This window comes from Kineosporia rhizophila, from assembly GCF_021277265.1.
Taxonomy (GTDB): domain Bacteria; phylum Actinomycetota; class Actinomycetes; order Actinomycetales; family Kineosporiaceae; genus Kineosporia; species Kineosporia rhizophila.
In genome coordinates this window covers 1-13,254 of record NZ_JAJSOH010000040.1, presented here as the reverse complement: position 1 = coordinate 13,254, position 13,254 = coordinate 1, and the positions used below count along the sequence as shown (strand labels likewise).

The 13,254-nt window shown below is 69.5% G+C and carries 12 protein-coding genes; 5 read left to right on the top strand and 7 right to left on the bottom strand.

Annotated features, from left to right (window positions below; translation table 11 throughout):
• Positions 1-81: 81 nt before the first annotated feature.
• The gene (locus tag LWF15_RS32640) at positions 82-1,557 is read left to right on the top strand and encodes a regulatory protein RecX (protein WP_232814848.1); all 1,476 of its coding nucleotides are present in this window, start codon (positions 82-84) and stop codon (positions 1,555-1,557) included.
• A gap of 63 nt (positions 1,558-1,620) precedes the next feature.
• Here LWF15_RS32640 and LWF15_RS32635 read toward each other — a convergent pair whose 3' ends face one another.
• The 6 genes from LWF15_RS32635 to LWF15_RS32610 form a co-directional block, all read right to left on the bottom strand.
• Positions 1,621-2,250, bottom strand: coding sequence for a PRC-barrel domain-containing protein (locus tag LWF15_RS32635; RefSeq protein WP_232814847.1), 630 nt, complete (start codon positions 2,248-2,250; stop codon positions 1,621-1,623).
• 192 nt (positions 2,251-2,442) lie between these two features.
• Positions 2,443-2,940, bottom strand: a complete 498-nt coding sequence (locus tag LWF15_RS32630) for a PRC-barrel domain-containing protein (protein WP_232814846.1) — start codon at positions 2,938-2,940, stop codon at positions 2,443-2,445.
• Positions 2,941-3,041: 101 nt separating this feature from the next.
• On the bottom strand, positions 3,042-3,950 hold the full coding sequence (locus LWF15_RS32625; RefSeq protein WP_232814845.1) for an amino acid ABC transporter permease: 909 nt from the start codon (positions 3,948-3,950) through the stop codon (positions 3,042-3,044).
• Positions 3,947-4,597 (bottom strand): amino acid ABC transporter permease, encoded by a 651-nt coding sequence (locus tag LWF15_RS32620; protein WP_232814844.1) that lies wholly within the window; start codon positions 4,595-4,597, stop codon positions 3,947-3,949. Before LWF15_RS32620 ends, LWF15_RS32625 begins: the two co-directional genes overlap by 4 nt.
• An 81-nt stretch (positions 4,598-4,678) precedes the next feature.
• Positions 4,679-5,605, bottom strand: a complete 927-nt coding sequence (locus LWF15_RS32615; RefSeq protein WP_232814843.1) for a glutamate ABC transporter substrate-binding protein — start codon at positions 5,603-5,605, stop codon at positions 4,679-4,681.
• Between the two features lie 37 nt (positions 5,606-5,642).
• Positions 5,643-6,371: an amino acid ABC transporter ATP-binding protein gene (locus LWF15_RS32610; protein ID WP_232814890.1), complete on the bottom strand. Its 729-nt coding sequence runs from the start codon at positions 6,369-6,371 to the stop codon at positions 5,643-5,645.
• Between the two features lie 217 nt (positions 6,372-6,588).
• On the opposite strand from LWF15_RS32610, the gene LWF15_RS32605 reads away from it, so the two are divergent.
• Complete coding sequence (locus tag LWF15_RS32605; protein ID WP_232814842.1) at positions 6,589-7,359, top strand: response regulator transcription factor; 771 nt, start codon at positions 6,589-6,591, stop codon at positions 7,357-7,359.
• A gap of 18 nt (positions 7,360-7,377) precedes the next feature.
• Positions 7,378-8,883, top strand: coding sequence for a sensor histidine kinase (locus LWF15_RS32600; protein WP_232814841.1), 1,506 nt, complete (start codon positions 7,378-7,380; stop codon positions 8,881-8,883).
• Here the strand turns inward: LWF15_RS32600 and LWF15_RS32595 are convergent.
• A complete protein-coding gene (locus LWF15_RS32595; RefSeq protein WP_232814840.1) occupies positions 8,880-9,848 on the bottom strand; it encodes a TAXI family TRAP transporter solute-binding subunit in 969 nt (322 codons plus the stop codon). The two genes, LWF15_RS32600 and LWF15_RS32595, sit on opposite strands and share 4 nt — an antisense overlap.
• 222 nt (positions 9,849-10,070) lie before the next feature.
• Between LWF15_RS32595 and LWF15_RS32590 the strand changes: the two genes are divergently transcribed.
• Positions 10,071-11,426, top strand: coding sequence for an MFS transporter (locus LWF15_RS32590; RefSeq protein WP_232814839.1), 1,356 nt, complete (start codon positions 10,071-10,073; stop codon positions 11,424-11,426).
• Positions 11,427-11,469: 43 nt separating this feature from the next.
• Positions 11,470-12,978, top strand: a complete 1,509-nt coding sequence (gene miaB, locus LWF15_RS32585) for a tRNA (N6-isopentenyl adenosine(37)-C2)-methylthiotransferase MiaB (protein ID WP_232814838.1) — start codon at positions 11,470-11,472, stop codon at positions 12,976-12,978.
• The last annotated feature ends 276 nt before the right edge of the window (positions 12,979-13,254 follow it).

The following is a 13,254-nucleotide window of genomic DNA, read 5'->3' as shown; positions in this document are numbered from 1 at the left end:
CCCGCCCACGGTCCCGGCCGACCTCCTCCGGTACCGGTCTGAGCCGCGGGCGGGCGCACCACTGGGAAAGGTGAAGCACGAATGACCGACGACCAGCGACGGTCCCGGGGTGTCCTGGAGGGGGGCACCCCGGGACTGGCGACTGTCCACAACCTGTTCTCCGGCCGCGCCGGTGGTGCGCGACCGGACGCCGGGCGGTCCGCGTCCGGATCCGGTTCTCGCCGCGGCTCCGAGAAAGAGGGCGCTGCGAACGAGGGCTCCAAGGGCGAGGACACCAACAAGCAAGGCGCCGAGAACGAGGGTTCGGGCGGCAGGGGCTCTGGTGGCCAGGGCTCCAGCGGCCGAGGTTCTGGCCGCTTCGGCGGCAGGGGCCGGGACTCGCGCCGGCCCGATCAAGGCACCGCCCAGAGCACCGTGGTCAGCCTCGACGGCTCCAAGCTGAATCCGCACGACCTGCGCGACATGATCGCCCAGAAAGAGGCCGAGTGGCAGCGGGCCGGCCAACCCGGCCCAGATGACCAGTCTGCCCGCGGCAACCAGGCTGCTGACGCTGACCAGGCCGGCCGGTCCGCCCGCTCGGGCCGAAGCGCTCCCGCCTGCGAGCCGCTCGAGCTCGATGCCGAATGCACGCCGCAGGGCGCTCCGTCCGACGAGCTGGCCCAGCCCGCCTGGACCCTGCCGGGCTGGGGTGCTGATCCCGCTGCGGAGCCGACTTCCACCCGGGGGCAGCAGCCGCGAGCGCGTGAGCCTCGGCGTACCAGCAAGCTCGACCGCCGCCCCCGCCGCGATGACGAAACCCCAGGCGGCCCCGGCCAAGAGAACTTCTTCGGCGAACCGCCCGAGAACGACTCGCCCCGAGGCCGAAGTGGGGGAGGCCGACGCAATGGTCTCAGCCGAAAGCGCCAGGCCACCGGCGGTAGCCAGTTGGGCCGCCGCAACACCGGCAACGGATACGCCAGCAACGAATACACGGGTAACGAGGGCCCGGGTGGCCAGAGGCTGGGCAATGAAGGCTCGGACAGTGCCGAAGCCTCCCCAGCACGCCGCCGCCCGCCTGTCGCCCCCGAGCTCGAAGCCCGCGAAATCCTGCTCAAGCAGCTCTCGGCCGGCGACCGCACCCGCGCCCAGCTGGCCAAAGTGCTTGCCGAGAAAGAGATTCCGGACGACGTGGCGGCTGCCGTGCTCGACCGGTTCGAAGAGGTCGACCTGGTCGACGACGCCGCCTTCTCCCGGCAGTACGTCGAGAACCGGCACACCGGAAAGGGTCTGGCCAAGCGGGCCTTGGCCTACGAGCTGCGGCAGAAGGGGGTGGCCGACGAAACGGCCCGCGAGGCCCTGGATTCGCTCAGCTCCGAAGATGAGCTGGCAACGGCCCGGCAGCTGGTGCGCAAGAAGGCGGGCAGCATGACCAAGGACGATCCGGAACGCCGACTGCGACGGCTGGCCGGGATGCTGGCCCGTAAGGGCTACAGCTCGGGCATCGCCTACCAGGCGATCCGAGAAGAGCTGGCCGAACTGGACGCGGAAGGCATGTTCGGTCACCCCGACTTCGACTAGCCGCCGACAAAGCCAACCTGTTCGTGACCAGGCCGAAGCCCAGTCACGAACCGGAGCGATGCATCAGGGAGCAGGATTTCCCGTTCCCTGCAGCGTGACGTCGTGCGGCTCCCCGGGCCCCGACGAGCCAGTGCCGAAGGCGGGCTCGTGGTGCCGCCCGGTGAACGGGGCCGTACTCTCCCCACCTTCGCCGACGGCGGCTGTAGGCGGCTCGCCCTCGCTCGCGGTGGTGATCCGGCTCTGCCCGTCGAAGGTGTGGAAGAACTCGTGCAGCCGGGCCACCTGGGCGTTCGACAAAGTGCCGTCCTGGGGCTCGATGTGCGGCTGGTTCAGCAGCACGTCCCGGGAGAAAATCAGCGACAGCCGGTCCTCCGCCGTCCTGAGCGCCCCAGCGGGCACGAACCGCAGCTCGGCTCCGGTCCTGGATGCACCTAAGGTGTCGGACGTGACCCGCTCGTCGCTCATGTCCGTCACGTCGGTCCTGCCGTCCGAGGCGATCGCGTCGCTCGTGTCCCGCTCCTCCTGCTGGGCATCGGCTCCGACCAGCGAAGCCGGCACGGCGATGGAGACCCATTCCAGGCTCCGGTCGGCATCGTTGAAATAGACGCCGCTGACCTCGCCCAGACTTTCGCCGCCGGAGTCGTGCAGCGTACGTCCGACCAGGTCACGCGCTTCGTGGGGCTTCAGATCCACCTTCTCCTCCTCTGCCTGGCGCAGACCTGCGCCCTGCGCCGTTCCGAGAAGGCAAGTCTCACGCGATCGCCCGCGCCCACCATTCGAGAGCCCCACACGCCCCGACCACGCGCACACCCAGGGGCTCCACGCGCATCGGCGCGCCCGAGAAACAGCGGCGCGCCGACCGTCCTGAATTGGAAACCCAGCCCCCTACGGAGCCGAGTTACCCGTGCCCTGCAACGTCACGTCGTGCGGCTCGTTCGGGCCCGCGATCCCGGTACCGAAGGCGGTCTCGTGCGCACGGCCCTTGAACGACTGGCGCGGGTCCGGGATGTGACTGATGTCGGCGAACTTCGGGGCACCCTCGTGAGCCGAGGCGAAATGCTGGCCCGAGAACGTCCCAAAAAACTCGTGCAGCCGGGCCACCTGGGCGCTGGACAGCGCGCCGTCGCGGGGTTTGATCCGCGGCATGGAGCGGATCACGTCACGGGGGAGCGGGATCGAGACCCCCTCGCCGGTGGGCACGATCTGCGTGACCGGGACGAAAGCGTCCCGTTCTGCGAAGAAATCGGTGTGGAACGACACCCAGGCCGGTTCGCCGGTGTCGTCGCTGAAGTAGACCGCGTCGACCTCACCGACCATCTCGTGGTCGGCGTCGAAAACTGCACGGCCGACGTACTTCCGGACTTGTTCACCGGTCAGAGTCATGGCTCCTCCTGCGGGCCGCGCCCATGCGAAAGGCGCCGGTGCGAGGAGACAAGTCTCCCGCGCAACGGCGCCTTCGGCATTCGGGCGATCACCCGATCGTCCTAGAGCGTGCTGTTACCAGCACTTCCCGGGTCGATGTGTACCGCATTGATCCCCCGGCCCGCCGAGCGCCGGGACATCCGCCGCTCCACGTACACCGCCAGCTGGGACAGTGCGAAGTTGATCAGCACGAAGATGCCACCGACGATCAGCAGGGTCTGCAGCGGGTTGTTCAGGTTCAGGTAGATGAACTGGCCCTGCTTGAGCAGTTCCGGGTACTGCCCGATGAAGGCGATCAGCGAGGTGTCCTTGAGCACCACGACCATCTGGCTGATGATCGCCGGCAGCATGGTCCGGAACGCCTGCGGCAGCTGGATCATCTGCATGGTCTGCAACGGCGTCAGGCCGATCACCAGACCGGCCTCCCGCTGGCCCTTGGGCAGCGAGTTCACCCCGGCCCGGAGGATCTCGGCGAAGATCACCGAGTTGTAGGCGACCAGACCGGTCACCATCCACCAGAACGCGTCCGAACCCGGCAGCGGCTCGTAGTTGACCCCCAGGTCCGGCAGCAGCTGGTAGGCCATGTACATCAGCACGATGACCGGCAGGCCACGCAGGATCTCGATGACCGTGACCACCGGCAGCCGGGAGCGGCGGCCCAGCATGATCCGGCTCACGCCGAAGACGATGCCGATGACCAGCGACAGCACGATCGCCACGCCGGCCCCGGCCAGGGTGTTCTTCAGGCCGTCCCAGATCAGGTCCCAGACGGCCTTGAAGTCGTCGTTCGACGGGTCGACCAGGGGTGCCCAGCGCTCCTGCTCGAACTGCCCCTTCTCGTCGAGCCGGGCGTAGACCAGGTACAGCACACCGATCAGGGCCAGCCCGACCACCGCGCTGCCGATCAGGGCGTTGCGTTTCGCCCGGGGACCGGGGGCGTCGTACAGGACGGAGAGGTTGGACGTGCTCACCGCAGGATCACCGCCTTGCGCTCGAAGTATCCCAGCAGCAGGCCGGCGGGGATCGTGATCAGCAGGAAGAAGAAGCCGATGCCCAGGTAGACCGGCGTCGGGTCCTCGCCCCGGGAGCTGGTCAGCAGGATCGCGTTGCCCAGCAGGTCACCGCTGACCCCGAAAGCGCCCAGGATGGCCGAGTTCTTGAACATCGCGATGATCACGCTGCCGACCGGCGGGATCGCGGTGCGGAACGCCTGCGGCAGGATCACCGAGCCGAGGTTCTGACTGAACGTCAGCCCGATCGCCCGGGCCGCCTCGGCCTGGCCGGCCGGGATCGCGTTGATGCCCGAACGCAGGGCCTCGCAGACGAACGCCGCGGTGTAGATGATCAGCGATGCGCAGCCGAAGACGTAGAACGACTGGTTGATCCCGATCTCCGGCAGGCCGAAGGCGATGAAGAACAGCACCACGGTCAGCGGGCAGTTGCGGATCACGTTCACGTAGAACGTGCCGACCGCGCGCAGCGGGGCCACGGGGGAGACCCGGAACGCGGCGACGATGGTTCCCAGGACCAGCGCCCCGACCATGCAGATCAGGCAGATTCCGAGCGTTTTCAGGAATCCCTGGAAGAAGAGGTCGAGGTTGTCGGTGATGACGTTCATGACCAGTGACTCCAGTCAGTTCGGGGACGTCGTGGAGCCGGCACCGGGGCGGGGAGCCCCGGTGCCGGACTCACCAGGAGCTCAGGCGCAGGCGTCGGCCGTGGGCAGGGTCGGGACCTCGGAACCCTCGACCTTGCCGGCGGTGGAGGTCCAGGCCTTCTCGTACGAGCCGTCCTCGGACGCCTTCTTCAGCGTGTCCACGATGTAGTTGCAGAACTCCACATCGCCCTTCTTGACGCCGATGCCGTACGGCTCCTCGGTGAACGTGTCACCGACCACCTTGAACGCGCCGTCGGAGTCGCCGACCAGGCCCAGCAGAATGACGTTGTCGGTGGTCACCGCGTCGACCTGGTTGTTGCGCAGGGCGTCGGCGCACTTGCTGTACACGTCGAACGTGACCAGCTGGCCGGGGCTGGCCAGGTACTCGCCGATGTTGTCGGCCGGGGTGGAGCCGGCGACCGAGCAGACCTTCAGCTTGGAGTCGGCCTTGAACGCGTCCGGGCCGGTGATCGCGGTGTCGTCGCTGCGGACCATGATCTGCTGACCGGCCACGTAGTACGGCCCGGCGAAGGTGATCCGCTCCTTGCGCTCGTCGTTGATCGTGTAGGTGGCCGCGACCAGGCTCACGTCGCCGTCCTCGATCACCGTCTCGCGCACCGCGGAGGGGGTCTCGACCCAGGTGATGTCGTCGCCCTCGATGCCCAGGCCACCGGCGATGATCTTGCCGATCTCGACGTCGAAGCCCTCCGGGTCGCCGGACAGGCCCTTGAGGCCGAAGCCGGGCTGGTCGAACTTGGTGCCGATGGTGATCTTCCCGGCCTCCTGGAGGGTGGCCATGGTGGTGCCGGCCTCGAAGGTGGCGTCGTCATTGACCTCGGCCGAGCCGGTGTCGCTGTCGTCGGAGTCGCTGTCACCGCAGGCGGTGAGGGCCAGGACACCGGCCGCGACGACGGCCGCGACCTTGACGGTGCGGCGGGCGCGCGGGGTACGCAGGATGCTGGTCTTCATCGGGTGCGCCAATCTCTTGGTAAGTGGTGAAACCGGTTCAGTGAGTAAGGATCTTGGAGAGGAAGTCGCGCGCCCGGTCGCTGCTCGGGCTGGTGAAGAACGTGCTGGGCGGCGCCTCTTCGACGATCTGACCGTCGGCCATGAAGACCACCCGGTCGGCGGCGCGGCGGGCGAAGCCCATCTCGTGCGTCACCACGACCATCGTCATGCCCTCCTTGGCCAGCGAGGTCATCACGTCGAGCACCTCGTTGATCATCTCCGGGTCGAGCGCGGAGGTGGGCTCGTCGAACAGCATGACCTTGGGCTTCATCGCCAGGGCCCGGGCGATCGCCACCCGCTGCTGCTGACCGCCGGAGAGCTGGGCCGGGTACTTGTCCTTCTGGGTGGCCACCCCGACCCGCTCGAGCAGGGCCAGCGCCTGCTTCTCGGCCTCGGCGCGCTTCTCCTTGCGGACCTTGATCGGGCCGAGGGTGACGTTCTCGAGGACGGTCTTGTGGGCGAACAGGTTGAACGACTGGAACACCATCCCGACGTCCGACCGCAGGGTGGCCAGGGCCTTGCCCTCGGCCGGCAGCGGCTTTCCGTCCAGCGTGATCGTTCCCGCGTCGATCGTCTCGAGCCGGTTGATCGTCCGGCACAGGGTGGACTTTCCGGACCCGGAGGGCCCGATCACCACGACGACCTCCCCGGTGCTCACGGTGAGGTTGATGTCACGGAGCACGTGCAGAGAGCCGAAATGCTTGTTGACGCCGGTCAGGGTGACCAGGGCCGTCCGCTCGCCGGACCCGTTGACACCGTTTGATGTCATCGAATCGTCGCCCGGTGCAACGTTTTCCGCCGTCATGGCTGATTCCTCCTCCGGCATGGTGTGTCTGGAAGGTAGAAAGAACCTAGCGGCCGGTGAAGGTGAATTGAGGATCTTCTGAGGTCACGGGCTGGTTACGTGACTTCCCCGAAACACCGTGACCGGCGAAGGTAGGGGGATGCGTGTACTGCTCGTGGAAGACGACGCCCGGCTCGGGGCCGCGCTGTCGGACGTGCTGCGGGTGCACGGCATGGAGGTCGAGCACGTGACCACCGCCCGGATGGCGCTGGCCCGCCTCACCCCGCAGACCGAGGCCGTGGTGCTCGACCTGGGCCTGCCCGACCGGGACGGCTTCGAGGTCTGCAGCCGGATCCGGCGCACCCACGACGTCCCGATCCTGATCGCCACCGCCCGCTCCGACCTCACCGCGCGGGTGCACGGGCTGAACCTGGGCGCCGACGACTACCTGGTCAAGCCCTACGACGTGCGCGAACTGCTGGCCCGCCTGCACGCGGTGAGCCGCCGGCACCGGCGCGAGCTGGTGGGTGCGGGCGCCGGCGGCGCGGTCACCGATGCGTTCGAAGAGAGCGAACTGGGGACGTCGGTGGGCCCCGACGGCGATCCCGTCACCGAACCGGCACCACTGTCTCCGGACGAGGTGGTGATCGACGTCAGCAGCCGCACAGTGGTCAAGGGTGGGCGGTCGATCGCCCTCACCCGCAAAGAGTTCGACCTGCTCGCCCTGCTGGCCCGGCATCCCGGGGTGGTGTTCCGGCGCGAGCAGATCATCAGCGAGGTCTGGCAGTCGACCTGGGACGGCTGCGGGCGCACGCTCGAGGTGCACGTGGCCGCGGTGCGTTCCAAGACCGGGTCGCCGGGTCTGATCGAGACGGTGCGTGGGGTGGGCTACCGGCTGGCGATCGGCGCGGCGAGCTCGACCTGGTCCTGATCAACCGATGAGGAGTCGATGAGGACACGTCTGTCCGCCCTCCTGCTCGTGCTGATCGGCGTGGTCCTGGTCAGCCTGGGCATCCCGCTGATCTCCGGGATGGCCGCGGACGAGGCCCGTACCCTGCACACCGACCGGATGGCCGACCTGTCGCTGTTCGTCAGCCGGGCCCCCTTCGGCGAGGAGCCGGGCGCCGCCGAGGTGATGGCGCTGGAACGCGACCTGGAGCGTTACGAGGAGCTCTACGGCATCTCGGTGACGGTCTACGACGCTGCGCGCCACCCCCGGTACAGCAATGCCGACTCGGCAGCACTGTCGGTGGCGGAGGACGCGGCGCTCGACACCGCGCTGTCCGGGCGCCTCACCGAGGTGTGGGACCACATCCAGCCGTGGGACTCCGAGCCGCTGGTGGCGGCCCAGCCGGTGGTGCGCGACGGGGACGTCGTGGGTGCAGTGGTCAGCGTGTCGCCGGTGGAGAAGGCGGCCAACCGGGTGCTCGCCCGCTGGTCGATCCTGCTGGCGGCCGAGCTGGTGGCCATGATCGGCGCGATCGCCCTGGTCGACCGGCTGGCCCGCTGGCTGCTGCGGCCGGTGGCCCGGCTCGACGAGGCCGCGCACCAGATCTCCGCCGGCGACCTGTCGGCCCGCGTGCCCACCGGGTCCGGGCCGCCGGAGCTGCGCCGCCTGGAGGCCTCGTTCAACGACATGGCGGTGCACGTGCAGGACGCCGTGGAGGCCCAGCGGGCCTTCGTCGCCGACGCCAGCCACCAGCTCCGCAACCCGCTCGCCGCCCTGCTGATGCGGCTGGAGGGGCTGGCGATGACGTCCGGCCTGCCCGGCGTGTCCAAGGCCCGGCAGACCGAGCTGATGGAACAGGCCCTCGCCGACGGCCGGCACCTGGCCGGCACCCTCGACCGGATGCTCGCCCTGGCCAAGGTGGAGAACGCTGGTGCGCCCGCGGTAGCTCTGGACGTCGCTGCAGTGGTGGACGAGCGGCTGGCCTTCTGGATGGTGGTGGCCGACCGCAGAGGGGTGCACATCGTTCGCCGGGGAGCGGTCGAAGCACAGGGGCTGCACGACGCCGGGGCACTGGCCGGAGCCCTCGACGCAGTGCTGGACAACGCCCTGAAGTACTCGCCCGAGGGCGGGACGGTCACCGTCGAGGTGCGCTCAGTGCCTGGTGCCGCGGCCGGACCCGGCCCGCGGGATGTGGTGCCGATCGGCGGACCGAGTTCGGCGCCGATGCTGGCTCTCGCCCACGCCGTTGAGGTGTCCGGACCGGATCAGCCTCCCCGCGGCGGCGCCGAGGTGACGGTGACCGACGACGGCCCAGGAGTCTCGGCCCAGGACCTGCCCCGCATCGCAGACCGGTTCTGGCGCGCCGAGGGCGCTGAGCAGGAGGGCACCGGCCTGGGCATGTCGATCGCCAAGACACTGATGGAGCGGCACGACGGCTCGCTGGAGGCGACGACCGGTGAGGCCGGGGGCCTGAGCGTGCGGCTCGTGATCCCGCCCGCAAGCTAGAGCTTCTGCCGGCGGTAGTAGGCGACCGCGGCCGGGTGCAGTTCCAGCCCTCCGGTCAGGATCGCTGAGCGGCGGTCGGTCTGATTGGCGGCGGGGGCGGCCTCGGCAATGGCCGCGCGCCGATCGAAGATCGTGGTGAGCACCGCCGTCACCAGGTCACCTTCGGCGTCTTCCCGGGCGACCAGCAGGTTGGCCAGAGCCAGGGTGTCCACCTGTTCAGGAATGCCGTAGTAGCCGGACGGAATCGCGGCCGGGCGGTAGACCGCCCCGTACGCGGCGCGCATGCGCTTGGGTAGGTCACCGAGCCCGAGCAGCCGCAGCGGCATGCGCTCGGAGGCGTTCTCGACCGCGGCCGTGGTCACGCCGCCGGACCAGAAGACCGCGTCCACCTCGTCGTTCTCCAGGGCCACGAGCCCGTCGACGATGCCCAGTTCCTTGGTCTCGACCGAGATACCGGCCAGCTTCAGCAGGCGCCGGGCGATCAGCGCGGTACCGGAGCCCGGGTCGCCGACCGCCACCCGCAGCCCGGCCAGGTCTTCCAGCGACTTCAGCCCGGAGCCGTCCGGCACCACCACGTGGTAGTAGTCGTCGTAGATCCGCGCCAGCGCTCGCAGCGGCACGTCCCGGCTCTCGTCGTCCGCCGCACCTCGCCCGTTCCGGCTCTCCGCCGCGTCGTTGGCGCTTACGGCCAGATCGGCCGTACCCGCCGAGAGCCGGGCCAGGTTCTCGATGCTCCCGGAAGAGGGCAGCACCTCGACGGTCAGCGAAGGGTGCGCGTTCTCCAGCTCCCGGGCCAGCGCGGTGGCCCAGGCGTAGTAGACCCCGGCAGTGGTGCCGGCCGTGATCACGATGCGTCCCGGACCGGGTTCTTCGCCGAGCGAGTCGTCGGCCGTGGCCGTACCGGTGGAACACCCCATGGGCAGCAGCAGGAGCACCGTGAGCACGAGTGTCCTGGTGAACCGCATCGGCCCACCATGCCTGATCGTCCCGGATCGGCCCAGCCGGCAACCCCCAGGAAACAATCCGGTGGGACGAACGGCGCCGTTCGTCGCCCTGCGTCGCGAGGTGGATACTGGATTCGCACCTGAGTGCAGGATCAGGAATGTAGAGCCGGACCGAAGACGCTGCGGACGGGCGGGCCACGACCCCGCCGCCACCCCCGAAACCGCAGAGAGAAGCGTCTTCAAGTGAGCACCGGCATCGCCCCGACCTCGGCGACCCGAACCGACCGACCCACGCACCCCCGTCCCTCCACCCGGGCCTGGCTCGTCTGGTCGTTCGGCGTCCTGGCCTACATCCTCGCCATCGTCAGCCGCTCGTCGCTCTCGGCGGTCGCCGCCGAGACCTCCGACCGTTTCGGCGTCACCGCCGCCACCCTCTCCACCTTCGCCGTGCTGCAGCTCGGCGTGTACGGCGCGATGCAGATCCCGGTCGGGCTGATCCTTGACCGGATCGGGCCGCGCCGGGTGCTCACCGTCGGCCTGCTGGTGATGGCCCTGGGCCAGGGACTGCTCGCGGTGACCGAGTCGGTGCCGGGCGCCTTCGCCGCCCGCTTCCTGGTCGGCGCGGGCGACGCGACCATCTTCGTCTCGGTGGTCCGCCTGATCATCGCCTGGTTCCCACCCCGCCAGGCGCCCCTGCTCACCCAGGTCACCGGTCTGATCGCGCAGTTCGGCCAGATCGTCAGCGTGATCCCGCTGCTGGCCCTGGTGCACAGCCGCGGCTGGACGTTCGCCTTCCTCGGCCTGGCCCTGGTGCTGCTGCTGGTGGCGATCGCGGTGGGGGCCAGCGTGCGCGACCATCCGCCCCACCACGAGGCGCCGGTCCTGCCCGCCGGACCGGGAGTGGTGCAGCGGGTGCGGGAGGTCTGGTCCAACCCGGGAACCCGGCTCGGCTTCTGGGCGCACTTCGTCACGCCGCACGGGGGCAACGTGATCGCCCTGCTGTGGGGCTTCCCCTACCTGACGGCCGGCGAGGGGCTCCCCATCGGCCAGGCCCAGGCGCTGTTGTCGATCCAGGTCGTGGCGGGCGCCGTGTTCGGTCTGCTGATCGGCAGGTTCGCCGGCCGGCACCCGCTGCGCCGGTCCTGGGCCGTGCTCGCCGTGGTCGGCATCCAGGCGGTCGCCCTGGCCGTGGTGGTGGCCAATCCGGGGCCCGCACCGGTCTGGCAGCTCCTGATCCTGGTGATGTGTTTCGCGGCGGGCGGGCCGGGCTCCCTGGTCGGCCTCGACTTCGCCCGTACCTCCAACCCGCCGCACCTGACCAGCAGCGCCACCGGCATGGCGAACAGCGCCGGTTTCCTGGCCTCGCTGCTGGCCCTGCTGATGATCGGGGCGCTGCTCGACGTGCAGAACGCGGGTACGCCCGACACCTACAGCCTGGAGGGATTCCGGATCGCCTTCTGCAGCCTCTACCTGCTATGGCTGGTCGGGGTGGTCGGTGTCCTGCACAACCGGCGGCGGCTGCGCCGGGTGATGGCCGAGAACGGGGTGCACGTGCCGCCGCTGCGCGAGGTCGTCAACCGTTACCAGCGGCGTAGGTGACCGGTCCTCGGTCGCCGGGCCGGCGTCGTACAGTTGAGCTGCTATGACGATCGAGGACACTGCGCCCGTGCGCACCTACGAGGTGCGCACCTTCGGCTGCCAGATGAATGTGCACGACTCCGAGCGCCTGTCCGGCCTGCTGGACGCGGCCGGCTACGCGCCCGCCGCGCCCGGGGGAGAGGCCGCCGACCTGGTCGTCTTCAACACCTGTGCGGTCCGCGAGAACGCCGACAACAAGCTCTACGGCAACCTCGGTCAGCTGGCCCCGGTCAAGGCCGGGCGCCCGGACATGCAGATCGCGGTGGGTGGCTGCCTGGCCCAGAAGGACCGGGACACGATCGTCCAGAAGGCGCCCTGGGTCGACGTCGTCTTCGGCACGCACAACATCGGCTCGCTGCCGGTGCTGCTCGAGCGCGCCCGGCACAACGCCGAGGCCCAGGTCGAGATCCTGGAGTCGCTCGAGGTCTTCCCCTCCACACTGCCCACCCGGCGTGACTCGGCCGCCGCGGCCTGGGTCTCGATCAGCGTGGGATGCAACAACACCTGCACGTTCTGCATCGTGCCCTCCCTACGGGGCAAGGAGCGCGACCGCCGGCCGGGCGAGATCCTGGCCGAGGTCGAGGCGCTGGTCGCCGAGGGCGTGGTCGAGGTGACGCTGCTCGGGCAGAACGTGAACACCTACGGCGTCGAGTTCGGCGACAAGGGGGCGTTCGCCGCGCTGCTGCGGGCCGTCGGCTCGATCGAGGGCCTGGAGCGGGTGCGCTTCACCAGCCCGCACCCGGCGGCCTTCACCGACGACGTGATCGACGCGATGGCCGAGACCCCCAATGTGATGCCGCAGCTGCACATGCCGCTGCAGTCCGGGTCCGACCGGATGCTGAAGGAGATGCGCCGCTCCTACCGGTCGAAGAAGTTCCTGGGCATCCTCGAGAAGGTGCGCGAGCAGATCCCGCACGCCGCGATCTCGACCGACATCATCGTCGGCTTCCCGGGGGAGACCGAGGAGGACTTCCAGGGCACGCTCGACGTGGTGGCCCAGGCCCGCTTCGCCCAGGCCTTCACCTTCCAGTACTCGCAGCGGCCGGGTACTCCGGCTGCCACGCTGCCCGACCAGCTGCCGAAGCAGGTGGTGCAGGAGCGGTACGTGCGCCTGCTGGAGCTGCAGGAAGAGATCAGCTGGCAGGAGAACCGCAAGCTGGAGGGCGAGGTCCTCGAGCTGCTGGTCACCGAGAGCAAGGGGCGTAAGGACGGGGCGACGACGCGCCTTTCCGGGCGCGCACCCGACAACCGTCTTGTGCACTTCTCGGTCCCGGACGGGGCGGCCACGCCTCGGCCGGGTGACTTCGCCACGGTGCGCATCTCCTACGGGGCGCCGCACCACCTGGTGGCCGACGACTCGGGGAGTGCCTACGCGGTGCGGCGCAGCCGGGCGGGTGACGCCTGGGAACGCCGGCAGATCGACGCCTGTGGTCCGGCTCCCGCTCCTGCGGGTGGTGCCGGCACCGGGCCGACGCCGGTCTCGCTCGGCGTCCCGGTGCTCCGCCGGGGCTGATCTGCCTGCGGTGTGGTCACTTTGGGCCTCATCGGCGTCGTGATGTCACGTCGATTTGACCTGCCTGTGGGCCATCCGTAAAGTTCTACGTGTTGGAGCGAGGGAGACACGGACGCGAAAGCGGCCGGTCCTGGCTCAACTTCCCTGGAACACCTTCCGAGGACTAACCCACGCCGGGTTGGGCCTGAAGTGCTCGATCAGGGAACACCGGATGAACGAAGCAGTGAAAATCTTCTGGTAAGGTTTACACCGCTCGGTCAGCCGGGTAAGTTAGAG

Bases quoted from the DNA above. Each gene is read 5' to 3' on its own strand.
- LWF15_RS32605 (WP_232814842.1), top strand. From the start codon at position 6,589: ATGCGTGTACTGCTCGTGGAAGACGACGCCCGGCTCGGGGCCGCGCTG.
- LWF15_RS32600 (WP_232814841.1), top strand. From the start codon at position 7,378: ATGAGGACACGTCTGTCCGCCCTCCTGCTCGTGCTGATCGGCGTGGTC.
- LWF15_RS32620 (WP_232814844.1), bottom strand. From the start codon at position 4,597: ATGAACGTCATCACCGACAACCTCGACCTCTTCTTCCAGGGATTCCTG.
- miaB (WP_232814838.1), top strand. From the start codon at position 11,470: ATGACGATCGAGGACACTGCGCCCGTGCGCACCTACGAGGTGCGCACC.
- LWF15_RS32615 (WP_232814843.1), bottom strand. From the start codon at position 5,605: ATGAAGACCAGCATCCTGCGTACCCCGCGCGCCCGCCGCACCGTCAAG.
- LWF15_RS32640 (WP_232814848.1), top strand. From the start codon at position 82: ATGACCGACGACCAGCGACGGTCCCGGGGTGTCCTGGAGGGGGGCACC.
- LWF15_RS32595 (WP_232814840.1), bottom strand. From the start codon at position 9,848: ATGCGGTTCACCAGGACACTCGTGCTCACGGTGCTCCTGCTGCTGCCC.
- LWF15_RS32630 (WP_232814846.1), bottom strand. From the start codon at position 2,940: ATGACTCTGACCGGTGAACAAGTCCGGAAGTACGTCGGCCGTGCAGTT.